23 protein-coding genes and 1 pseudogene are annotated in these 21234 nt (G+C 73.1%); 14 read left to right on the top strand and 10 right to left on the bottom strand.

All coding sequences use genetic code 11. The features are described 5' to 3' along the window. Positions 1–155: DUF6214 family protein (locus tag SZN_RS42790; protein WP_244313413.1), on the top strand; the 155-nt coding region annotated here is incomplete at its 5' end. A gap of 38 nt (positions 156–193) precedes the next feature. Here SZN_RS42790 and SZN_RS25375 read toward each other — a convergent pair. Further along, positions 194–868, bottom strand: coding sequence for a DUF305 domain-containing protein (locus SZN_RS25375; RefSeq protein ID WP_078508927.1), 675 nt, complete (start codon positions 866–868; stop codon positions 194–196). A gap of 63 nt (positions 869–931) precedes the next feature. Here SZN_RS25375 and SZN_RS25370 point away from each other — a divergent pair, with 63 nt between their 5' ends. Next, positions 932–2437 (top strand): LVIVD repeat-containing protein, encoded by a 1506-nt coding sequence (locus SZN_RS25370; RefSeq protein WP_007500233.1) that lies wholly within the window; start codon positions 932–934, stop codon positions 2435–2437. On the opposite strand, the gene SZN_RS25365 is transcribed toward SZN_RS25370, so the two are convergent. From SZN_RS25365 to SZN_RS25345, 5 genes are all read right to left on the bottom strand, one after another. Then, positions 2425–3105, bottom strand: a complete 681-nt coding sequence (locus tag SZN_RS25365) for a TetR/AcrR family transcriptional regulator (protein WP_043732988.1) — start codon at positions 3103–3105, stop codon at positions 2425–2427. The genes SZN_RS25370 and SZN_RS25365 overlap by 13 nt on opposite strands. A gap of 159 nt (positions 3106–3264) precedes the next feature. Next, positions 3265–3969, bottom strand: coding sequence for an HAD family hydrolase (locus tag SZN_RS25360; RefSeq protein WP_007500230.1), 705 nt, complete (start codon positions 3967–3969; stop codon positions 3265–3267). Between the two features lie 9 nt (positions 3970–3978). Beyond that, positions 3979–4716: a phosphatase PAP2 family protein gene (locus tag SZN_RS25355; RefSeq protein WP_007500227.1), complete on the bottom strand. Its 738-nt coding sequence runs from the start codon at positions 4714–4716 to the stop codon at positions 3979–3981. A gap of 136 nt (positions 4717–4852) precedes the next feature. Continuing rightward, the gene (locus SZN_RS25350; RefSeq protein WP_007500225.1) at positions 4853–5788 is read right to left on the bottom strand and encodes a M56 family metallopeptidase; all 936 of its coding nucleotides are present in this window, start codon (positions 5786–5788) and stop codon (positions 4853–4855) included. Between the two features lie 88 nt (positions 5789–5876). Then, positions 5877–6419 (bottom strand): DUF5134 domain-containing protein, encoded by a 543-nt coding sequence (locus SZN_RS25345; protein ID WP_007500223.1) that lies wholly within the window; start codon positions 6417–6419, stop codon positions 5877–5879. Between the two features lie 257 nt (positions 6420–6676). Here SZN_RS25345 and SZN_RS25340 point away from each other — a divergent pair, with 257 nt between their 5' ends. Next, the gene (locus SZN_RS25340; RefSeq protein WP_007500221.1) at positions 6677–7213 is read left to right on the top strand and encodes a MarR family winged helix-turn-helix transcriptional regulator; all 537 of its coding nucleotides are present in this window, start codon (positions 6677–6679) and stop codon (positions 7211–7213) included. A 92-nt stretch (positions 7214–7305) separates the two neighbouring features. Here SZN_RS25340 and SZN_RS25335 read toward each other — a convergent pair whose 3' ends face one another. Beyond that, a complete protein-coding gene (locus SZN_RS25335; protein ID WP_007500218.1) occupies positions 7306–7698 on the bottom strand; it encodes a VOC family protein in 393 nt (130 codons plus the stop codon). A gap of 215 nt (positions 7699–7913) precedes the next feature. On the opposite strand from SZN_RS25335, the gene SZN_RS25330 reads away from it, so the two are divergent. Next, positions 7914–8465: a GNAT family N-acetyltransferase gene (locus tag SZN_RS25330; protein ID WP_043732995.1), complete on the top strand. Its 552-nt coding sequence runs from the start codon at positions 7914–7916 to the stop codon at positions 8463–8465. A 53-nt stretch (positions 8466–8518) separates the two neighbouring features. On the opposite strand, the gene SZN_RS25325 is transcribed toward SZN_RS25330, so the two are convergent. Further along, entirely contained in the window at positions 8519–9202 is a 684-nt protein-coding gene (locus SZN_RS25325) for a glycerophosphodiester phosphodiesterase (protein WP_007500214.1), read from the bottom strand. A 391-nt stretch (positions 9203–9593) separates the two neighbouring features. On the opposite strand from SZN_RS25325, the gene SZN_RS25320 reads away from it, so the two are divergent. The 4 genes from SZN_RS25320 to SZN_RS25305 all read left to right on the top strand — a co-directional run bounded on the left by SZN_RS25320 (position 9594) and on the right by SZN_RS25305 (position 13790). After that, entirely contained in the window at positions 9594–10991 is a 1398-nt protein-coding gene (locus SZN_RS25320; RefSeq protein WP_043732983.1) for a DUF6421 family protein, read from the top strand. 68 nt (positions 10992–11059) lie between these two features. Next, positions 11060–11809, top strand: a complete 750-nt coding sequence (locus tag SZN_RS25315) for an SDR family oxidoreductase (protein ID WP_007500210.1) — start codon at positions 11060–11062, stop codon at positions 11807–11809. Then, positions 11806–12876: a threonine aldolase family protein gene (locus tag SZN_RS25310; protein ID WP_007500207.1), complete on the top strand. Its 1071-nt coding sequence runs from the start codon at positions 11806–11808 to the stop codon at positions 12874–12876. The genes SZN_RS25315 and SZN_RS25310 overlap by 4 nt, the downstream gene beginning before the upstream one ends. A gap of 227 nt (positions 12877–13103) precedes the next feature. Then, positions 13104–13790: a B3/B4 domain-containing protein gene (locus SZN_RS25305; protein ID WP_007500205.1), complete on the top strand. Its 687-nt coding sequence runs from the start codon at positions 13104–13106 to the stop codon at positions 13788–13790. A 74-nt stretch (positions 13791–13864) separates the two neighbouring features. On the opposite strand, the gene SZN_RS25300 is transcribed toward SZN_RS25305, so the two are convergent. Then, positions 13865–14593 carry a lysophospholipid acyltransferase family protein gene (locus SZN_RS25300; protein ID WP_007500203.1) on the bottom strand — a complete coding sequence of 243 codons (729 nt, stop codon included), beginning with the start codon at positions 14591–14593 and terminating at the stop codon, positions 13865–13867. A 188-nt stretch (positions 14594–14781) separates the two neighbouring features. Beyond that, positions 14782–15196, bottom strand: a pseudogene (locus tag SZN_RS25295) (DUF4395 family protein). Between the two features lie 76 nt (positions 15197–15272). On the opposite strand from SZN_RS25295, the gene SZN_RS25290 reads away from it, so the two are divergent. The 6 genes from SZN_RS25290 to SZN_RS25265 form a co-directional block, all read left to right on the top strand. Beyond that, positions 15273–15707, top strand: coding sequence for a TlpA family protein disulfide reductase (locus tag SZN_RS25290; RefSeq protein WP_078508924.1), 435 nt, complete (start codon positions 15273–15275; stop codon positions 15705–15707). A 187-nt stretch (positions 15708–15894) separates the two neighbouring features. Beyond that, a complete protein-coding gene (locus SZN_RS25285; protein ID WP_007500198.1) occupies positions 15895–16404 on the top strand; it encodes a flavin reductase family protein in 510 nt (169 codons plus the stop codon). A 242-nt stretch (positions 16405–16646) separates the two neighbouring features. Next, positions 16647–17435, top strand: coding sequence for an electron transfer flavoprotein subunit beta/FixA family protein (locus SZN_RS25280; RefSeq protein ID WP_043732979.1), 789 nt, complete (start codon positions 16647–16649; stop codon positions 17433–17435). Positions 17436–17496: 61 nt separating this feature from the next. Beyond that, a complete protein-coding gene (locus SZN_RS25275; RefSeq protein ID WP_007500194.1) occupies positions 17497–18471 on the top strand; it encodes an electron transfer flavoprotein subunit alpha/FixB family protein in 975 nt (324 codons plus the stop codon). A gap of 255 nt (positions 18472–18726) precedes the next feature. Next, positions 18727–20031, top strand: a complete 1305-nt coding sequence (locus SZN_RS25270; protein WP_007500192.1) for a DUF6986 family protein — start codon at positions 18727–18729, stop codon at positions 20029–20031. 96 nt (positions 20032–20127) lie between these two features. Further along, the coding region (locus SZN_RS25265) for a serine/threonine-protein kinase (protein ID WP_043732992.1) at positions 20128–21234 on the top strand (1107 nt) is incomplete at its 3' end.

Below are 21234 nucleotides of genomic sequence, written 5' to 3'. Positions count from 1 at the left end.
TGGTGGCGCGGGAGTACCGCTCGGCCCAGGCGCGGGGCGCGGACCCCGTCCTCGCGGTGATGGACGCGACGGGCCACAGCCGCCGCGGATCCCTGCGTCTGATCGGGCAGGCGCGCGACGCGGGATTCCTCTCGCCGCGCCGCGCCCGCCGCTGAGCCCGCCCCTCGCGCGGTCCTGCCCCCGCCGGGGGCCGTCAGAGCATGTCCTGCATCCGCCTGATCTCCGCCGACTGCTGCGAGATCGCCTCGTCGGCCATCTCCTCGACGCGGATGTTGTTGCCCCGTCCCTTCACGTCGGTGGCCATCGTGATCGCCCCGCCGTGATGGGTGATCATCAGCTTCAGGAAGAGCCGGTCGAACGCCGCCCCGCGCGCGTCGCGCAGCGCCCGCAACTGCGCCTCGGTCGCCATGCCGGGCATCGAGGCGTGTGCCCTCCCGCCCGCCGCGCTCTTGCCCTGGGACCGGAGCCATCCCTTCATGGCGTCGATCTCCGGGCCCTGCGCGGCGGCGATCCGCGCGGCGAGCTTCTTCACCTTCGCCGAACCCGCCCGGTCCGGGGCGAGTTCGGTCATCCGCAGGGCCTGGCCGTGGTGCATGATCATCATTTGCGCGTAGGAGACGTCCGCCGCGTTGGGGGAGTCGTTCTCGGCGCGCTGCTCGATCGCCTCCTTGGCCGGCATCACCCGGTTGGGCTCGCCGGGCTTGCCCGGCACGATCACCGAAGACCCGCTCCTCTCCCGCGACTTGGCGTCCGGGCCGCTGTCGCAGCCGCCGAGCGCGAGTACGGCCAGCACGAGCGCGGCAGCCAGCACGGGCGTCCGGCGCGACGGCGGCGTCACATGTCCCTTGCCCCCTGTTGATATGTGCATGACTAAGACGATACTCGGGCGTGCGTGAACCGTTCCCGTGCGAGCGGAACAAGGGAGGAAACAGTGATCCTGTTCAACAGCCCCCGAACACGACGCAGACGCCTGGGAGTTGCGGCGGCAGCCGCCGGTCTCCTGGCCGCGCTGCTCACCGCGCAGCCGGCCACCGCGACCCCCGACCCGGGGGACGGGCCCGTCGCGGAGCAGGAGGTCTCCGGCAGCACCAGGGCCGAGGTGGGCAAGGCCCTGAAGAACGGGGAGATACCCGGCCAGGACGAGGTCGTGCACTCCGCCAACGTCGAGCCCGTCGCCCAGATCCCCAAGGACGCGCTCCAGGGCACCAATTCGGACCTGGCGTTCCAGGGCAAGTACGCCTTCGCCGGCAACTACGACGGCTTCACCGTCTACGACATCAGCAACCCCCGGTCCCCGAAGACCGTCGCGCAGGTCCTGTGCCCCGGCTCGCAGAACGACATCTCCGTCTCCGGCAACCTGCTGTTCCTGTCCACCGACTCCTCGCGCAGCGACAGCAGTTGCAACAGCACCACCCAGCCCGTGACCGAGAAGTCCTCGTGGGAGGGCATGAAGGTCTTCGACATCAGCGACAAGCGCAATCCCCAGTACGTCGCCGCCGTCGAGACCGCCTGCGGTTCGCACACCCACACGCTCGTCCCCCAGCGCAAGAACGTCTACATCTACGTCTCCTCCTACTCACCGGACGCCTCCTACCCGGACTGCCAGCCCCCGCACGACGGCATCTCCGTGATCAAGGTCCCGCGCGACGCGCCGGAGAAGGCGGCGGTCGTCAGCTTCCCGGTGCTCTTCCCCGGTGAGGGACCGGACGGCGGCGGCAACCCCGGCCAGCCCAACGGCATCCGCAAGACCACCGGCTGCCACGACATCACCGTGCTGCCGGAGCAGGACCTGGCCGCGGGAGCCTGCATGGGCGACGGCATCCTGCTGTCGATCAAGGATCCGGAACGGCCGAAGGTCATCGACCGGGTGCGGGACGACGTCAACTTCGCCTTCTGGCACTCGGCGACCTTCAACCAGCGCGCGAACAAGGTCGTCTTCACCGACGAACTCGGCGGCGGCGGCGGTGCCACCTGCAACGCGGCGATCGGCCCGGACCGCGGCGCCGACGGCATCTACGACATCGTCGGCAAGGGCGACCGGCGCAAACTCGTCTTCCGCAGCTACTTCAAGATCCCCCGCTACCAGGCGGACACCGAGAACTGCGTCGCCCACAACGGCTCGCTGATCCCCGTCCCGGGCAGGGACATCATGGTCCAGTCCTGGTACCAGGGCGGCGTGTCCGTCTGGGACTTCACCGACTCCAGCAGGCCCAGGGAGATCGGCTACTTCGACCGCGGCCCGCTGTCCACCGACGTCATCAGGGCGGGCGGCACCTGGTCGGCGTACTACTACAACGGCTACATCTACTCCAACGAGATGGCCAGGGGCTTCGACGTCCTGAAGGTCGACGACCGGCGCACCGACCCCGCCCGCTGGGTCAGGCTGCGCGAACTCAACGTCCAGACGCAGCCCGACTACCGCGACTACGTCGACTGATCCTGCGCGCCGCCGGAGGAGGAACCGGTGGCGAAGAACCGCGACAGATCCGTGTCACCCGTCCCGCCGGGCGCCGCGTCCGGCGGGACGCCCATCTCCCAGTCGAGCCGGTAGCGCTTGAACAGCTCGGCCCGCAGCACCGGCACCTGCATGGGCACCCCGGGCACCAGCGCCGCGTACACCGCGCCCATCAGCAGCGCGCGCAGCATCGGGTAGTCGGTGTCGAGGTCCGAGGAACCCCGTCCGGCGCACACCTCCCGCAGCAGCTCGGCCAGCCGCCGCTGCTCCGGACACTGCACCAGACCCTCGGCCTCCAGGATGCCCGCCATGTGCTGGCGCATCAGCACCGGCCGGTCCCGGGCCAGGCCCAGGATCGCGTCGACGGCCCGCGCCATCCGCTCACGGCCGTCCCCGGTGCGCGGCTCGCGCTCCAGCGCCTCCTCCAGCGTGCGGTGCATCAGCCGGTGCACCGCGGACTGCACCAGCTGCCGCTTGCCGGGGAAGTAGTACGACACCAGTCCGCGGGCCGAACCGGCCCGGTCGGCGATGTCGCCCAGGGTCGTCGCGTCGTAACCGTGCTCGCCCACCAGCTCCACCGCCGCCTGCAGAAGCCGCTCCCGGGAACGTCGGCGCAACTCTTCATTGACCGACGCGCTGCGCGGGGACATGCTGGACTCCTGCGTTGACTGGCTGCCAGCCAACTATACTCAACGCATCCTGGCCCGGCCGTCTCACGGCCCGGCCGGGACTGTCGTCCGCCCCGGGCGACGCGGGGGATCGTCCGGGGCGGGCCCGGCCCCCTCAGGGGAGCGCCGCACGCAGCCGCGTCACCCGCGCGCCGTGCCGCCGACCAGCTCCAGCACCGGCCGCAGCGCGTCGGGCCGCTCGGCCGCCGGAAGGTGGTCCACGAAGTGCACGGTGCAGCCGATCGCCGCCGCGCCGCCGTCCGCGTGCCGGTTGTCACCGACCATGACGACGTCCCGCGGACGCGCGCCCAGCGCCTCGCAGGCCGCCGCGAACAGCCGGGGATCGGGCTTCTGCACGCCGTGCTCGTACGACAGCACATAGGCGTCCACCCAGGCGTCCAGGCCGTGTGCGCGGAACACCGGGCGCAGGTCCCACCCGATGTTGCTGACCACGGCGACCCCCACGCCGCGCTCGCGCAGGGTCCCCAGCACCTCGGCCGCGTCGGGGTAGGGCAGCCACGCGCCCGGTGTCATGTGCCGCTCGTACAAGGCGTCGTGCAACCGGTCCTCGGGCAGCGGGACGTGCCGGGACAGCGCGGTGTAGGCCGCGCGGTGCAGCTCGGCGCTCGTGTCCCGGACTCCCCAGACACCGGCGACGTCCTCGGGCAGCCGGCTGGGACGGGCCCCGCCGGGCTGCGCCCCCATCGCCTCCAGCTCCCGCGCCGTCCGCGCCACCTCGGCCTCGGGCGGCTCCAGTCCCAGCTCGGCGAGTGCGCCGCGCAGCCATGCCTCGGTGGACTCGACACGGAAGAGCGTTCCGGAGAAATCAAACAGAACCGCGGTCATGGCCGGAGTCTACGGGGTCGAGGACCCCCGCGCCGGAGGATCGTCGTCCGCCCCGGCGCGGGCCGCGGCGCCCTCCCCGGGCCACAGGCGCTCATGGACCCGGACCGCCAGCAGCACGAACAGCACGCCCAGCAGCCAGCCGCCGACGACGTCCGAGAGCCAGTGGACCCCCAGCCACACCCGGGTGAGGCCGGCCCCGGCCGCGGAGACCACCGCCACCACCACGGCCGTACGCCACCAGGCGCCCCGCACGCCGTAGTGGTGCGCGAGCCACAGCAGCAGACCGCACACCACCGTCGCCACCATGGCGTGGCCGGAGGGGTAGGCGGCGAAGTTCGCGGAGTCGACGGGGTCCGGCCAGACCGGCCGGGCGCGGTCGACGAGCGCCTTCATGATCTGCTGAAGGCCCGTGGCGAGCCAGGACGCGGCCAGGAGCCACAGGGCCGTCCAGCGCGCCGCCTTGCGCCACGCCAGCCAGATAGCCGCCGCGAACGTCGCGATCCGCATCGTCCAGGGGTCCCAGACCCAGTCCGTCAGGATGCGCATCACCTGGGTGACGCCGCGTTCGTCGACCGCCCAGCCGTGCGTCGTGTTCGCGATGTCGCCGTCCAGGCTCATCAGCGGGCTCCAGCGCACCGCCACGAGGACGAGCAGCACGAGGGAGGCGAGGGCCAGCCCGCCCGTCCAGCGGAGGTATCGGCGCTCCGCCGGGGGACTGGGCGGGGATGTCACGGACTGGGTGCGCATGAAGTGATCCTCGCCGAATCGTGGGGTGAGAGGCCGGTACCCGGGGCGGGCCCCACGCGGGCGCGGGCCCGGCGCCGCGATGGGGGCCACCACAACCCTACGGGTACCCCTGGCGGGTACCCCCACCGGTACCCGGTCATCCCAGGGCCCGCAGGCCCGGCACGAACGCGACCAGCAGCGGCACCACCGGCACCAGCGCCGCGGCCGCCGTCAGCCGCAGCCGGCGGCCGGCCGTGAGCCGGTCCGCCGGGGTCAGCAGCCGGTTCACCCGCTGCGGCACCTGCGCCTGCGGGGTGGGGGCGGGCCCGAACACGCCCCGCTCCTCGTTGAGTTCGACCAGGGCGAGCGCGGTCGTGAGGCGGCCGAAACGGCGCGAGGCCATGTCGTCGGCGGCGAGTTCCACCAGCCGGTGCATCTCGTCGCGGAACGCCGCGAACACCGGCACCTGCGGGAAGCCGCCCGCGAGCGCGCCCGAGCAGTGCAGCAGCCAGTCGTGCCGGGCGCGCGCGTGCCCCTGCTCATGGGCGAGGACGGCGTCCAGCCGGCGCCCCTTGAGCCGCCGCAGGGCGCCGGTGGTGACGACGAGCCGGGGCGCGGCACCGGGCAGCAGACCGGCCTGCGCGCGCTCGCCCTCCAGGATGACCAGTCGCTCGTCGCCCGCCGCCTCGCCGGGCAACAGCGGCGCCCGCAGCAGGAGTTCGGCGCGGCGACGGCACCGCCGGGTGCGTGCGCGGGCCACCTCGCGCACCAGCATGGCCACGGTCCACAGGCCGCCGCACGCGAGTGTCACCGCCGTCGCCGCCGCCCACGGCCCGCCCATCCCGAGGGCGTACGCCTCCACGACGGCACGCGGCGCGGGCGCGAAGACATGCCCGCGCACCGCCTCCCAGGCGGCCGCCGCGCTGAGCGTCATCGACAGCGCGCAGCTCAGCAGCACCGCGGCGACCACGCACTGCCACGCCCACAGGGCCACCACCGGTTCACGGTCGGGCCAGTCGGCACGCGTGAGCAGACGGGGGGCGACGACGGCGGTCAGGGCGGCGAGCAGCAGCAGTGCCGCGGGGACCATCATGGGCCTCACCCTATGAGCGGCGCACCGCCCAGGGGTACGGGCGGTGCGGCCAAGTGACGCAGACCACGGTCCGCCCCGGGACGCCTCCTCAGAGCGTGAGCAGCATCGCGACCATGGCGATCCCCATCGACAGCCGGCACACCCGCGCCAGCTCCGGGCGATCGCCCCAGGCGACCCCCGCCCCGGCCCCGGCGCCGCCCGCGGCCACCGGCACCAGCCGGACCCCGGACACCAGCACGTAGCCGGTGAAGTACGCCAGCAGGACGCCCGTCACGAGGGGGACGCCCGAGGCGCCGTGACCGCCGGGAGGGCCGCTCATGGCGAGGGACATGTAGACCATGGCGGCGGTCCCCACCAGGTGGTGCGGATGGCGCGCGCCCGCCCGCCCCGACCACAGGGCGTGCAGGGCGGCCGCCCCGAACACCACCGCGTAGCCGTGCCAGGCCCAGGGCGGCGGGGTGAACACCGCGGCGGGCACGGCCATCGCGGCCATGCCGAAGCCCATCAGCGCCTCGCCGCCCGCGGTACGGCGCTGCTCCTCGACGGGACTGCGCATGCGCAGCAGGCAGTAGGCGCCGCTCACCGCGCACAGCGCGACCAGCAGCCAGCCGGGCGAAGCCGGTCCGTGCACGCGCACCTCCCCGCTCGACGTCCCGGACACTGCGTCGATGCCCAGGGCCGTACGGCGCGCAAGCGAGCGCAAGGAGGTACACGGGGGGCATGCGACGGAGCACGGCAGGTCAGCGCGGAGGCGCCCCGGCCGCCGGGGGCAGCGGGTCGCGCGTGCCGCGCGCGGAGCGGACCCCGTACGCTCGCCGGGGCGGCCCGCAGCCGGAAGCCGCACGGGGACCAGGGCACGGACAGCGACACGACGGAGGGCGTACGGCCATGACGGCGACGAACGGCGGGCCGACCGGGACGAGACAGGACACGGTGGCCGCCGTGGTCCGGCAGTGGCAGTCCGTGCACCCCGACCTCGACACCGGGCCGATGGAGATCATCGGCCGCATCAGCCGCTGCGCCGCCCTCCTCCAGCAGGCCGAGGACGCGCCCCTGCGCCGGGCGAGCCTCAGCCGCCCCGAGTTCGACCTGCTGGGCGCGCTGCGCCGGACCGGTCACGAACTCACCCCCGGCGAACTCGCCCGGGAGACCTTCTCGTCGGGAGCCGCCGTCACCAAACGCCTCAAGCAGCTCTCCGAGCGGGGGTTCGTCGAGCGCCGCGGCGACACCCGGGACCGCCGCGTCGCCCATGTACGGCTCACCGACGCCGGGCGCGACCTCGTCGACGGCATCCTGCCCGAGCAACTCGCCTACGAGACGGCCGTACTGTCCGACCTGGAACCTCCGCGCCAGGGCGAACTGGCCTCCCTGCTGGGCGAGTTGCTCTGCCGACTGGAAGGCCGGCTCGGGGCACTGCGCGTCTGACCCGACCCCGTGCCCCCGGGTCCGAGGTCCCGAACCCCGTCCGGCCCGCCGAGCCGTGCGCCGTTCCGCCCGCCGGGGACCGGCTCCGGGCCTCAGATGCCGGGGCGGTGGCGCAGGGGGTGCCCGGCGGGCACCTCCACCAGGACGATCGGCGTCCCGTCGGGGTCGGCCAGCCACATCTCGATCAGGCCCCAGGGCTCCTCGACCGGCGGCCGGACGATCTCGACGCCCTTGGCCACCAGTTCCCCGTGCGCGGCGGCGACGTCCTCGACCTGCATCCACAGCCGCAGGCCCGGGGACGGCGGCTCCGCGGAGCGCCCCGACACCTCGAGGAAGCCGCCGCCCAGGAAGTAGACCGTCCCGCGCTCGGGCCCCGTGCCGAACTCGCGGTGGACGGCGAGGCCGAGCTGCTCGCCGTAGAAGTGCCGGGACCGTTCGGGATCGGCGGGCCGCAGCAGGGTCCGGCCGCTCAGTACATGCACCATGCGGCCCGAGCCTAGGGCGAAACACGCCCTGGCGCCGCGGAGAACGCCCGCCGCGGCACAGGGGCCGCCACCGGGAGGGTCCACCGGCTCGCGGCTCGCTCACGGCTCCCGTACCCGGCGCCGCTCCCGCGCATCCGCGGCGAGGCGGGAGCGCCCCGGTGGCGGGTTACGCTCTGCCGTGCCCGACCCGCGCCTTCGAGGGGAAGACCCGCACCATGGACACCACCGCGCCCGAGGCCACCGCCCCGCTCATCCACCGCGACGCCACCGCCGCCGACGTGGACGCGCTGGTCGCGCTGATCGAGTCGGCCTACCGCGGGGACTCCAGCCGGGCCGGGTGGACGACCGAAGCGGACATCCTCGACGGGCAGCGCACCGACCCGCAGGGTGTGCTGGACGTGGTGAGGGCGCCGGAGAGCCGGCTGCTCGTGGTCGAGCGCGACGGCCGGATCGCCGCCTGCTGCCAGCTGGAGCACCGCGGTACGCACGCCTACTTCGGGATGTTCGCCGTCAGCCCCGCCCTCCAGGGCGCCGGCCTCGGCAAGCTGATCATCGCGGAGGCGGAGCGGCAGGCCCGGCTGACCTGGGGCGTGAGCGAGATGCGCATGACGGTGATCTCCGTACGGGAGGACCTGATCGCCTGGTACGAGCGGCGCGGCTACCGCCGTACGGGCCGGACCACCCCGTTCCCGTACGGCGACGAGCGTTTCGGCATCCCGCGGCGCGAGGGCCTGCGGTTCGAGCTCCTGGTGAAGGAGCTCGCCTGATCGTTTCGCCTGGAGTCGCGCGGTGCGCGCGCTCACGCGGCGGATGTGCGCGCTCAGGCGGTGAAGCGGCCGGTGCGCTTGATCTCGGGGTGGTCGGTGGTCGCGCCGTCCAGTCCCAGCGCGCGGACGAGACGCAGATGGTCCTGGGTGTTCACCACCCAGCCGATGATCCTGAGGTCGGCCTTGCGGGCGTGCTCCACGACCTCCAGGGTCAGCCTGCGGATGTTCAGGCAGACGGTCGCCGCGCCCACGGCGACGGCGCGGTCCACGACGTCGGTGCCGTAGCGGCCGGCGATCAGCGCGGTCCGCACACCCGGCACCAGGCGGGCGATCTCGGCGACGGCCTCGTCGTGGAACGAGGACACCTCGACCCGGGAGACCAGGTCCCGGCCGGTCATCACCCCGGCGAGCGCGCGCGCCGCGGCGACGTCCTTGATCTCGGCCTGGAGCGGGGCGCGCACCGCGTCCAGGACCTCCTCGAACACCGGTACCCGCTCGCCGCGGCCCGCGTCCAGGGCGCGCAGTTCCGCGAGGGTCTTGTCGGCGATCGCCCCGGTTCCGTCGGTCGTGCGGTCCACGTCGGTGTCGTGCATGACGACGAGGGCGCCGTCCTTGCTGAGGTGGAGATCGAGTTCGATGACATCGAGGCCGGCCTGCTGGGCGGCGACGAAGGACCGGAGGGTGTTCTCGGGTTCGACACCCATGACCCCGCGGTGACCGATGGTGAGGAAGTTCAAGGTTCGACTCGCTTCCGTCGACGGCGGCTCGGCAGTCGCGCGAACCGGAGCGCTCTGTTCGCCCGGCAGTGCCGCAGCCTAGTGGCCTGGGCGCGTGATGAACCCCACGTGTACGCGGGGGTTTGCGGCGGTGGACATGGTGCCGCCGGTCGGGCGGCCCCGCGTGTGATCACCCTGGCGTGGGCGAGTCTCCCGGTGATTGACCGGTTTTCGACGGCGGGGCGTTCTCCTGCCCACGGGAGCCCGAGGTAATCGCCATCCCGGTGTCGGACCGGAAAAACTTCGGTGACCTTGAGTCTGTGCAGGATAATTTCCCGACTGTCCTCTTGCTGGGTGAAACCTCGTATGCCTACGGTGTCCTTAAGTGAGGTTCTCCCGTGGAGGATGGGACATGACGGAAATTCTTGTGCAGGCGGCTACGGAGGGCCAGGTTCCTCCCGTGACCAGGGTGGTCGAGCACCCGGCATGGCCGGTGCTCAAGGATGCCGTGGAACTGATCCGGCCATGGCAGTCCAAGGACGGATCGATCGACTTCGAGGCCGAGGGCGCACCCCCGCGTGCGGACGCCGAGGCCGCGGTCCGGCGTGTCGCGGGCGCGGTCGAGGAGCTCTCGCCCCTGCTGCCGCACGACGCCGCGTACCACCGGGCACTGGTGAAGGACCTCGCCCGCTGGGCCGAGGGCGGCTTCGCGGTGCCCGACTTCCTCGACTCGCTGCTGGCCTTCCAGCCCGCCGCGCACCGCGCGGACGGACTCCAGCACCTGGTCGTCTTCGCGATGTACACGCAGAACGGCAACCCCGACCGCAACCTCGAAGCGGTCGTGCTGCGCATGGTGTGGCCCGACTGGCTGGCCGAGCTGGAGCGCACCCGCTACGACAACCCGCTGTTCTGCGGGATCACCTTCGAGGACTTCACCGCCGGCTACGACACCAACTCGGCCGTGCTCTTCCCCGAGACCATCGCCGTGCGCGAGGCGCCCGAGCGCTTCTCCTGGGGCGGCATCTTCTGCGACCGCGAGGCCGCCCGCTTCCGCCGGGTCACCGACGCCGCCGTCGGCATCCTGGGCCTCGAACTGCCCGAGGACATCGCCGCCATGGTCCACGACCAGAAGCGCACCGAAGAGGCGTTCGTCCTGTGGGACATGGTCCACGACCGCACCCACAGCCACGGCGACCTGCCGTTCGACCCGTTCATGATCAAGCAGCGCCAGCCGTTCTGGATGTACGGCCTGGAGGAGCTGCGCTGCGACCTCACCGCCTTCAGGGAGGCCGTCAGGCTCCAGGCCGACGGCGTCCCGCAGGCCCGCGACGTGCAGTACGCCGTGCTGCTCGACCGCATGTTCCGCTTCCCGGTCACCGGCGAGCGCGTGCGCAACTACGATGGCCTCGGCGGCCAGCTGCTCTTCGCCCACCTGCACCGGCACGACGTCGTGCGCTGGACCGACAACAAGCTGCACATCGACTGGGACCGCGCCCCGCAGGTCACCAACCAGCTGTGCGCCGACATCGAGCGGCTCTACCGCGACGGCATCGACCGCCCGAAGCTCGTCCACTGGTTCGCCGGCTACGAGCTGGTCGCCGGCTACCTCTCCCCGCACCCGGGCTCCAAGTGGGCCAAGGGTCCCGACGCCCTGGACCTGACGCTGCCGCCGCGCAGACTCGTCGATGACGTGCTTCCCGACGAGTTTCCGCTGAGCATGTTCTATGAGGCCCTGTCCAAGAAGCTGAAGAACGTGATCGCCTCCACCAGGGGCATCACCGCGGACAGTGCCGAGCGGATCGCCGCGTGAGCGACCGCGACACAGGGAACACTGCTCAGGCCGATCAGGCCGATCAGGCCGCTCAGGAGGCGAGGCGCATGGTGGGCAACGGAGCACTCAGCGGTGCGGTGATCGCGGTGGCCGGCGCGGGCGGACCCGCCGGCCGGGCGGCACTGCGCCGGCTCGCCGAGGCGGGCGCGACCGTCGTCGGCGCGGACAACGACCCCGAGCGCCTCGCGGAGGCCGTGGACGCCGCGCGCTACGCCTCCGGCGGCGCCGCGGTCACCGGCGAGACGGTCGACCTGCTCGACCTGGAGTCCACCCAGGACTGGGCGCGGCGCACCGAGAAGGAGTTCGGCCGCGTCGACGGCCTGGTCCATCTCGTGGGCGGCTGGCGCGGCAGCGAGACCTTCATCAAGACCAGCCTCGACGACTGGGACTTCCTGGAGCTGCTGCTCATCCGGACCGTGCAGCACACCTCGCTGGCCTTCTTCGAGCCGCTTCAGCGCAGCGACCGCGGCCGCTACCTGCTCATCAGCGCCGCCGGTGCCACGAGGCCGACCGCGGGCAACGCCTCGTACGCCGCCGCCAAGGCCGCCGCCGAGGCGTGGACGCTCGCGCTGGCCGACGCCTTCCGCAAGGCCGGGGGCCCCGACGGCCCGACGTCGGCGGCTGCGATCCTGGTCGTGAAGGCGCTGGTGCACGAGGCGATGCGAGCCGACCGCCCCCACGCGAAGTTCGCGGGCTTCACGGACGTCAAGGACCTGGCCGAGGCCGTCGTCGGTGTCTGGGAGAAGTCCGCAGCCGAAGTGAACGGAAACCGTCTGTGGCTGACCGAGAAGCCGTGAACCGTCCGAAGACCGATGCCCGGCGCCACCACGACCCGGACGTCCGCGGTTTCGCCAGCGACAACTACGCCGGCGTCCACCCGGAGGTGCTCGCCGCCATGGCCCTGGCCAACGGCGGGCACCAGGTGGCCTACGGCGAGGACGACTACACCGAGAACCTCCAGCGGGTCGTGCGGGGCCACTTCGGCGCGAGCGCCGAGGCGTTCCCGGTCTTCAACGGCACCGGCGCCAACGTCGTCGCGCTCCAGGCGGTCACTGACCGCTGGGGCGCGGTGATCTGCGCCGAGAGCGCGCACATCAACGTCGACGAGTGCGGGGCACCGGAGCGCGTCGGCGGGCTGAAGCTGCTCACCGTCCCCACCCCGGACGGCAAGCTCACCCCCGAGCTGATCGACCGGCAGGCGTACGGCTGGGACGACGAGCACCGGGCGATGCCGCAGGTCGTCTCGATCACCCAGAGCACCGAACTCGGCACGCTCTACACACCGGACGAGATCCGCGCGATCTGCGAGCACGCCCACGCGCACGGCATGAAGGTGCATCTGGACGGCTCGCGGATAGCCAACGCCGCCGCCTCGCTGGACGTGCCCATGCGGACGTTCACCAACGCGGTCGGCGTCGACCTCCTCTCGCTGGGCGGCACCAAGAACGGCGCCGTGTTCGGCGAGGCGGTGGTCGTCATCAACCAGGACGCCGTGCGCCACATGAAGCACCTGCGCAAGCTGTCCATGCAGCTGGCCTCCAAGATGCGCTTCGTCTCGGTGCAGTTGGAGGCGCTGCTCGCCAAGGACCTGTGGCTGCGCAACGCCCGCCACTCCAACGGCATGGCCCAGCGGCTCGCCGAGGGCGTGCGTGCCGTCCACGGCGTGGAGATCCTCCACCCGGTGCAGGCCAACGCCGTCTTCGCCCGGCTTCCGCACGACGTGGCCGAGCGCCTGCAGAAGCGGTTCCGGTTCTACTTCTGGGACGAGTCGGCCGGGGACGTGCGCTGGATGTGCTCCTTCGACACCACCGAGGACGACGTGGACGCGTTCGTGGCCGCCCTCAAGGAGGAGATGGCGCGGTAGGCACCCGGAGACGGAACGCCGCGGAGCCCCGCGCCCGCCCCGCACGGCGCGGACGCGGGGTTTCCTCGCCCGGTGAACGGCAGTCCCGCACGGCCGCTTCCGGGTCCAACGAGTTGGACCGCCCGGTCTTGTATGCTGAACCGCACCGGCCGTGCTCAGCGCCCTCAGGGCCGCCCCGACCGGCCGTACCCGCGGGGGACCGCCCCCACCACACCGTGAGGCAGGCGATGACCCTCTCCCTGACCGTGTCCGACGAGGTGCGCGCCCTCGCGCCCGGCTTCACCCATGTGGCGATCGAGGCACACGGCCTCGTCAACGGCCCCACCACCGAGGCCGGTTCGGCGCTCCTGGACGACGCCGCCCGCCGTCTCGCCGTACGCCTGGACGGGCGGGCCGTGCACGAGGACCCGCACATGGCCGCCTGGCGGGAGACCTACGGCGCGTTCGGCTCCAAGCCCTCGCGCACCCGCAACTCCGCGGAGGCGCTGGCGAGAAGGGCGCTGTCCGAGGCGGGCCTGCCCCGGATCAACCTCCTCGTGGACCTCTACAACGCCATCAGCGTGGCGTACCTGATCCCGGTGGGCGGCGAGGACCTCGACCGCATCGAGGGCGGTATGCGGCTGGTGCGGGCCACCGGCGAGGAGGACTTCGTGACCGTCGCGGGCGGGGAGGAGACCGTCGAGCACCCGGACGCGGGCGAGGTCGTCTGGCGCGACGACGCCGGGGTCACCTGCCGGCGCTGGAACTGGCGGCAGGGGCCGCGCACCCGGCTCACCGAGGAGACCACCTCGGGCATCTTCCTGCTGGAGTGCCTGGCCCCCGCGGCCGTCACCGGGGTGGAGCGGGCGGCGGCCGAACTCGTGGAGCTGCTGGAGAAGTTCAGCCCGGGAGCACGCATCACCGTGCGCTCCTGAAGCGTGCGCGGGCCGACCGGGCCGCGGGGAGCCCGCCGGCCCGGTGCGACCCCTCGCGTGCGACCGACCGACTGTCAGCCTGCCTCCGCCGCGCGGACCTGCTCCGGGGTGGGAGCCGTACCGCCGAGATGGGCCGGCATCCACCAGGTGTCCTGGGCGTCCTTCGGGCGCACGGGGTAGGCACGCTGGGCGGCCTCCAGCAACTCCTGCACACGCTCGCGCAGTTGCCGGGTGAGCGCGCCCGCGTACTTGTCCCGGGACGCCTCCAGCGCCTCGCCGACCCGCATGGTGATCGGGATGTGGCTGCGCTTGAAGTTGCGCGGGTGGCCCTTGGTCCACAGCCGCTGGGTGCCCCACACGGCCATCGGGATCATCGGCACGCCCGCTTCCTGCGCCAGCCGGGCCGCACCGGACTTGAAGCTCTTCAGCGTGAACGACGGCGAGATGGTGGCCTCGGGGAAGACACCGACGATCTCACCGGAGCGCAGCGAGTCCAGCGCGTGCGCGTAGGCGGTCTCGCCCTGCTCGCGGTCCACCGGGATGTGCCGCATGCCGCGCATCAGCGGGCCGGAGATCCGGTGCCGGAACACCGATTCCTTCGCCATGAAGCGCACCAGCCGCTTCTGCGGGAGCGCCGCCAGCCCGTTGAAGACGAAGTCCAGATAGCTGATGTGGTTGCTCACGAGCACAGCGCCGCCCGAGCGCGGGATGTTCTCCGACCCCTTGCAGTCGATCTTGAGGTCCCACGCCTTGAACAGCGTCTGGGCGAGACCGACGACGGGACGGTAGACAAGCTCTGCCATGGGACGGGGTGGACCCTTCCTTCTCTGCCTGGGAAGGCGGTTCCCAGTGGAAAAGTTACGCAGCCGTAGGTTTACGGCTTGTCGCAGATCGTGCCCGAATAACGGCCGGGGGCCAAGCCCAAGTGCCGGGTATCGGCGAGATCCTCGTCACTCCGTCCCTCGATCGACCTCGGGGTTTTGAGCCGTCTTTACCCGGCGGGCGCCGTCAACCGGCGTGCCGGCAGGTACATCTCGCAGTCCGGGCAGTGGCCGAGGACCGCGTTCAGGAAGGCGGCGGCGAGGGCGGCCCCGGTGGCGGCGCGTCCCAGCCGGTCCGGCCCGAGCGCGTACCCGGTCGGTCCGAGGCCCGCCAAGACCAGGCCGACCGCCTGGGTGAACCGCGGCGGCTGCGGCGCCTCGAACGCAGTCGGCGGTCCCAGCCGCGGCCGGACGGCCGTGCGGAACGGCACCCCGTACGGCGAGCGGCCCACTCCGCCCACCGCGCCCCGCGCGAACGCCGGCGTCTGCCGGGCGGGCAGCCGGGCGCTGCCGGTGGTGAGCACGGCCGCGAGCACCACGGCCGTCACGGCCCCCCGAAGCGCGGACCCTCGCGTCGATGTCCATGGATCAGGCGTTCCGCAGCGGAAAGCCTTTCGGTGGCCGGGAATCCCTGCGGTCTCGTGAACGCTGGGACAGGGTGATGACCGGACTGGTGGTGTGCGTGGCGGTGCTCGCGGCGGCGAGCGCCCACGGATTGCCGCATCGGCGGCGGAGCGGGAGAGTCAGGGTGCGCGGGCGCGACGAAGGACAGCGGCTCGGGGCGGCCGACCTGGGCGGGGACCTCGGGGAGCGTGCCACCCTCGTGCAGTTCTCCAGCGCCTTCTGCGCGCCCTGCCGGGCCACCCGGCGGGTGCTGGGCGAGGTCGCCGGGATGGTCCCGGGTGTGAGCCATGTGGAGATCGACGCCGAGGACAACCTCGGCCTCGTGCGCCGGCTCGACATCCTCAGGACGCCGACCGTGCTGGTCCTGGACGCCGACGGGGCCGTCGTGCGGCGGGCCACCGGCCGGCCCCGCAAGGCGGACGTGATCGCCGCCCTGGGCGAGGCGGTCCGAGCCGCCGGAGCACCGGGGTGAGTCATCTCCCAGATCCCGGAACCGGCTTGACTGCACCTGACAACCGTCGCCAGCCTGGCGGTATGCCTGAGGAACTCCTTCTCTTCGGGCGGGCCCGCGCCGACCTGGCCCGCACCGCGAGCGCGCGCTGTCCGGCCCGGTGAACGGCCGGGGACCCGCACGCCTCCCCTCGCAGAAGGACGACTCCATGACGGCCACGCCCGGCCTGGGCGCCCCCCGGCCCGCCTCGCCCGATCTGCTCCGCTCCCTCTTCCGCCGCCATGCCGCCGGTGTGGCCGTGATCACCGCGCGGGGTGCGGCAGGCCCGGTCGGCTTCACCGCGACGTCCCTCGCCTCCGTCTCCGCCGAGCCCCCGATGCTCTCCTTCGGCATCGGCACGGCCGCCTCCAGCTGGCCGGCGGTGGCCGCGACGGACCATGTCGGCGTCCACATCCTGGGCGAGCACCAGCGGGACCTGGCCGCCACCTTCGCCCGCAGCGGAGCCGACCGCTTCGGGCCGCCCACGGTGTGGGGCGAGGGCCCCGAGGGCGTCCCCGTGCTGGACGGCGTGCTCGCCTGGATGGTCTGCCGGATCGTCACGCGCGTGCCCGCGGGCGACCACCGCGTCGTGCTGGCCGAGGTGCTGGCCGGGGACCCCGCCCGGCCGGGCCGTCCGCTCCTCTACCACCAGGGCCGGTTCCAGGCTCTGCGTGACTGACCTCACCGCGCCGGTGTGACCGGTCAGGCTCTCCGCGGTTCTGCGGAGCCGTCGGATTCCGATTACGCTGCGTTGCGAAGGTCACAGTTCAAAGCGCTTGCTCAGCGGGCATGAACTGGGTGTACTGACGAGTAATATCCCACTCGGGGCGCGGGTCGCCCGGATCGGGATCGGCTGCTTGGGGCGCCTATGCTGCCTGCAGGCAGGCAGCAGAGAAATGTCGACGCAGTAGGAGAGCCGGCGTGAGCTTGAGGATCGTTGTCACCGTGAAGTACGTGCCCGACGCCACCGGCGACCGGCACTTCGCCGATGACCTGACCGTCGACCGGGACGACGTGGACGGTCTGCTCTCCGAGCTCGACGAGTACGCGGTCGAGCAGGCGCTGCAGATCTCCGAGAACTCCGACGACGACGTGGAGATCACCGTGCTGACGGTGGGCCCCGAGGACGCCAGGGACGCGCTGCGCAAGGCGCTGTCCATGGGCGCCGACAAGGCGGTCCACGTCGAGGACGACGACCTGCACGGCACCGACGCGCTGGGCACCTCGCTGGTGCTGGCCAAGGCCGTCGAGAAGGCCGGCTACGACCTGGTGATCTCCGGCATGGCCTCCACCGACGGCACCATGGGTGTCGTCCCGGCCCTGCTGGCCGAGCGCCTGGGCGTCCCGCAGGTCACCCTGCTGTCCGAGGTCTCCGTCGAGGACGGCACGGTCAGGGGCCGCCGGGACGGCGACGCCGCCTCCGAGCGGCTGGAGGCGTCCCTGCCGGCCGTCGTGTCGGTCACCGACCAGTCGGGCGAGGCGCGTTACCCGTCCTTCAAGGGCATCATGGCCGCCAAGAAGAAGCCGGTCGAGTCCTGGGACCTCTCCGACCTGGAGCTCGACGCCGAGGAGGTCGGCCTGGCGGGCGCCTGGACCGCGGTGGACTCCGCGACCGAGCGCCCGGCCCGCACCGCCGGCACGATCGTCAAGGACGAGGGCGAGGGCGGCAAGCAGCTCGCCGAGTACCTCGCGAGCCAGAAGTTCATCTAGGGGCACCGGCCCACCACCCCTTCCGCCCCTCAGACTTCGCAATCCGCAGGAGAGCATTCCCATGGCTGAAGTTCTCGTCTACGTCGACCACGTGGACGGTGCCGTCCGCAAGCCCACCCTGGAGCTGCTGACCCTGGCCCGCCGCGTCGGCGAGCCGGTCGCCGTCGCGCTGGGCGACGGCGCCGCCGAAACCGCCGCCGTCCTCGCCGAGCACGGCGCGGTCAAGGTCCTCACCCACGAGGCCGCCGAGTACGCCGACTACCTGGTCGTCCCGAAGGTCGACGCCCTCCAGGCCGCCGTCGCGGCGGTGTCCGCCGGGGGCTCCCTCGCCGCCGTGCTGGTGCCGTCCTCCGCCGAGGGCAAGGAGATCGCCGCGCGTCTGGCGCTGCGCCTCGGCTCCGGCCTCATCACCGACGCCGTCGACCTGGAGGCCGGCGACTCCGGTCCGGTGGCCACCCAGTCGGTGTTCGCCGCGTCCTTCACCACCAAGTCCCGTGTCTCCAGGGGCACCGCGGTCATCACGGTCAAGCCGAACAGCGCCGCCGTCGAGGCCGCCCCGGCCGCGGGCGCGGTCGAGGCCCTGGCCGTGTCCTTCTCCGAGCAGGCCACCGGCACCAAGGTCACCTCGCGCACGCCGCGTGAGTCGACCGGCCGTCCGGAGCTGACCGAGGCCGCGATCGTCGTCTCCGGCGGCCGCGGCGTCAACGGCGCCGAGAACTTCGCGATCATCGAGGCGCTGGCCGACTCCCTCGGCGCGGCCGTCGGCGCCTCGCGTGCCGCGGTGGACGCGGGCTGGTACCCGCACACCAGCCAGGTCGGCCAGACCGGCAAGTCGGTCTCCCCGCAGCTGTACATCGCCTCCGGCATCTCCGGCGCGATCCAGCACCGCGCGGGCATGCAGACCTCCAAGACGATCGTGGCGATCAACAAGGACGCCGAGGCCCCGATCTTCGAGCTGGTCGACTACGGCGTGGTCGGCGACCTCTTCGACGTCGTCCCGGCCCTGACCGAAGAGGTCAAGGCCCGCAAGGGCTGAGCACCACCCGGGCACACCGAGGCCCCCGGGACCGCGCGACCGCGGTCCCGGGGGCCTCGTGCCGTCCCGGGGCCGTGAGCGCGCGCACGGGGGCGGGCGCGGTGCGGTGCTGTACTGGAGGGGCGCGACGACCGCTCCGCGGACGGCGGCTGCGACCGCCCCGCGGACACGGTGTTGACCATCCGGAAGCCGCCCGGATAACTTCATTCAACGGATTGTTGATTCCGTAGAGCGGAAAAGTGGGAGGTTGCGGCAATGGGTCAGGGCCAGCAGGAGAAGGTGGCGACGAGCCTCGCGGGCACCGTCAGCGAGGCGATCAGCGCCGGGCTCGCCCCGGTCGACGCCGAGCTGGAGCGCCGCTACCCCGGTGACCCCGGCACCCGCCAGCCCGTCCACACCGTCTACGTCCCCGGCGACGCCTTCTGTGCCGGCACCGTCCGCTCCTGGGGCGACCGGGCACTCGCCGCCCTCGACGAACACGCCCCCGACGCCGCGTCCTTCGCCGCCGTCCTCGGCCTCTCCGACGACCTCGCCGAGCCGGTGTACTCCCGGGTCCGCGCCAAGCTGGAGCACGAGCCCGTCGAGGACCTCCGCGTCGACTTCGAGGACGGCTACGGCCCGCGCCCCGACGCCGAGGAGGACGAGACGGCCGCCCGCGCGGCCCGCCTGATCGCCGAGGCGTACGCGAACGGCACCGCGGCCCCGTACATGGGCATCCGCGTGAAGTGCATGGAAGCCGCCGTGCGCGACCGGGGCATCCGCACCCTCGACGTCTTCCTCACCGGACTGACGGAGGCCGGCGGCCTGCCCGGCGGGCTGGTCCTCACCCTGCCCAAGGTGACCTACCCCGAGCAGGTCACCGCCATGGTCCGGCTCCTGGAGGAGTTCGAGAAGGCGCGCGGCCTCGAACCCGGGCGGATCGGCTTCGAGATCCAGATCGAGACCAGCCAGTCCATCCTGGCCGCCGACGGCACCGCCACCGTCGCCCGGATGATCCAGGCCGCCGAGGGCCGCGCCACGGGCCTGCACTACGGCACCTTCGACTACAGCGCCTGCCTCGGCGTCTCGGCCGCCCACCAGGCGAGCGACCACCCCGCCGCCGACCACGCCAAGGCGATCATGCAGGTCGCCGCGGCGGGCACCGGGGTGCGCGTCAGCGACGGCTCGACCAACGTCCTGCCGGTCGGCCCCACCCCGAAGGTCCACGACGCCTGGCGGCTGCACTACGGACTGACCCGGCGCGCTCTCGCCCGCGCCTACTACCAGGGCTGGGACATGCACCCCGGCCACCTCCCCACCCGCTACGCGGCCGTCTTCGCCTTCTACCGTGAAGGTTTCGCGCAGGCCGCGGCCCGTCTCGCCCGGTACGCGAACCGTGCCGGCGGCGACGTCATGGACGAGCCCGCCACGGCCAAGGCGCTCAGCGGGTATCTGCTGCGCGGCCTGGACTGCGGTGCCCTCGACATCGCCGAGACCGCCCGGCTCACCGGTCTGACCCGGGCCGATCTGGAGGGCTTCGCGGCGCCCCGGCGCGGCGATCTGACCGCCTCCGCCCCGTAGCGGGGCCCGCGCCGGCCGCCGACGGCGACCGGCACGACCACATCCGCCCCGTAGGCTGTACGCCACGCACGGACGGGCTTGGGAAACGGGGCGGTTGTGACGTCGGGGGAGCACCAGCAGGCGGACGGGGCGGGGCGGATGCTGGCCGGCCGCTACCGCGTCGTGGCACCACTCGGCCGCGGCGGCATGGGCGTGGTCTGGCGGGCCGTCGACGAGGTCCTCGGCCGCGAGGTCGCGGTCAAGGAACTGCGCACCTACGCGGACGCCGACGGACCCGAACTCGCCGATCTGCGCCGGAGGATGCAGCGCGAGGCCCGCGCGGCGGCCCGGGTCCGCCATCCCGGGGTCGTGGCCGTGCACGACGTCGCCGAGGCCGACGGGCGCCCGCTCATCGTCATGGAGCTGGTCGACGGCCCGTCCCTGGAAGCGGTGCTGCGCGAGCGCGGCACCCTCGGTCCGCACGAGGCGGCCGGCCTCGGGGCCGAGGTCATGGACGCCCTGGCCGCCGCCCACCGGGCCGGGGTCCTGCACCGGGACGTCAAGCCCGGCAACATCCTGCTCGACCGCTCGGGCCGCGTCGTGCTCACCGACTTCGGCATCGCCGCCATGGACGACCCCGGCGACGGCTCGGACACCCGGCTGACCCGCACCGGCCATCTCGTCGGCTCCCTGGACTACTTGGCGCCCGAGCGCGCCCAGGGCGCCGACCCCGGCCCCTCCTGCGACGTATGGGCCCTGGGCGCCACGCTGTACGCGGCGGTCGAGGGCGCCGCGCCCTTCCGCCGCACCTCGACCTTCTCCACGCTCACCGCCATCGTCGGCGAGCCCCTGCCCGAACCGCGCAACGCCAGGCCCCTCGGCCCCGTCCTCGCGCGGCTGATGGACAAGCGGCCCGAGTCCCGCCCGGAGGCCGAGGAGGCCCGGGAACTCCTCCGGCGGGTGGCCGACTCGGGCGGTACGGACACCCCGACCACCACGCTGCGCGCACCGGCCGCCGGGACGCGGGACCACGACGACACCGCGCCCGCCGTCCCCGCGGCACCGCCCGGCTTCGGCCCGCCCCCACGGCTCCCCGGACCGCCGTACGGCTCCCCGGGCGACCCCGCCTTTGGCCCGCCCGGCGCGCCCGTCCTCGGAGCCCCGGCGCAGGGCGCACCGCCCGCCCGGGGCGCCGGGCCGCGGGACCCGGACGCCACCGGCCCG

This window comes from Streptomyces zinciresistens K42 (genome assembly GCF_000225525.1).
GTDB classification, from domain to species: Bacteria; Actinomycetota; Actinomycetes; order Streptomycetales; family Streptomycetaceae; genus Streptomyces; species Streptomyces zinciresistens.
Note: the sequence above shows the minus strand (reverse complement) of the source record. Positions and strands in the feature narration are given on the sequence as shown.

What these genes read in the sequence shown, in the direction of transcription:
- SZN_RS25375 (WP_078508927.1), bottom strand. Translation starts at nt 868, where the DNA reads ATGCACATATCAACAGGGGGCAAGGGACATGTGACGCCGCCGTCGCGC.
- SZN_RS25365 (WP_043732988.1), bottom strand. Translation starts at nt 3,105, where the DNA reads ATGTCCCCGCGCAGCGCGTCGGTCAATGAAGAGTTGCGCCGACGTTCC.
- SZN_RS25360 (WP_007500230.1), bottom strand. Translation starts at nt 3,969, where the DNA reads ATGACCGCGGTTCTGTTTGATTTCTCCGGAACGCTCTTCCGTGTCGAG.
- SZN_RS25355 (WP_007500227.1), bottom strand. Translation starts at nt 4,716, where the DNA reads ATGCGCACCCAGTCCGTGACATCCCCGCCCAGTCCCCCGGCGGAGCGC.
- SZN_RS25350 (WP_007500225.1), bottom strand. Translation starts at nt 5,788, where the DNA reads ATGATGGTCCCCGCGGCACTGCTGCTGCTCGCCGCCCTGACCGCCGTC.
- SZN_RS25340 (WP_007500221.1), top strand. Translation starts at nt 6,677, where the DNA reads ATGACGGCGACGAACGGCGGGCCGACCGGGACGAGACAGGACACGGTG.
- SZN_RS25335 (WP_007500218.1), bottom strand. Translation starts at nt 7,698, where the DNA reads ATGGTGCATGTACTGAGCGGCCGGACCCTGCTGCGGCCCGCCGATCCC.
- SZN_RS25330 (WP_043732995.1), top strand. Translation starts at nt 7,914, where the DNA reads ATGGACACCACCGCGCCCGAGGCCACCGCCCCGCTCATCCACCGCGAC.
- SZN_RS25320 (WP_043732983.1), top strand. Translation starts at nt 9,594, where the DNA reads ATGACGGAAATTCTTGTGCAGGCGGCTACGGAGGGCCAGGTTCCTCCC.
- SZN_RS25315 (WP_007500210.1), top strand. Translation starts at nt 11,060, where the DNA reads ATGGTGGGCAACGGAGCACTCAGCGGTGCGGTGATCGCGGTGGCCGGC.
- SZN_RS25305 (WP_007500205.1), top strand. Translation starts at nt 13,104, where the DNA reads ATGACCCTCTCCCTGACCGTGTCCGACGAGGTGCGCGCCCTCGCGCCC.
- SZN_RS25300 (WP_007500203.1), bottom strand. Translation starts at nt 14,593, where the DNA reads ATGGCAGAGCTTGTCTACCGTCCCGTCGTCGGTCTCGCCCAGACGCTG.
- SZN_RS25290 (WP_078508924.1), top strand. Translation starts at nt 15,273, where the DNA reads ATGACCGGACTGGTGGTGTGCGTGGCGGTGCTCGCGGCGGCGAGCGCC.
- SZN_RS25285 (WP_007500198.1), top strand. Translation starts at nt 15,895, where the DNA reads ATGACGGCCACGCCCGGCCTGGGCGCCCCCCGGCCCGCCTCGCCCGAT.
- SZN_RS25275 (WP_007500194.1), top strand. Translation starts at nt 17,497, where the DNA reads ATGGCTGAAGTTCTCGTCTACGTCGACCACGTGGACGGTGCCGTCCGC.
- SZN_RS25270 (WP_007500192.1), top strand. Translation starts at nt 18,727, where the DNA reads ATGGGTCAGGGCCAGCAGGAGAAGGTGGCGACGAGCCTCGCGGGCACC.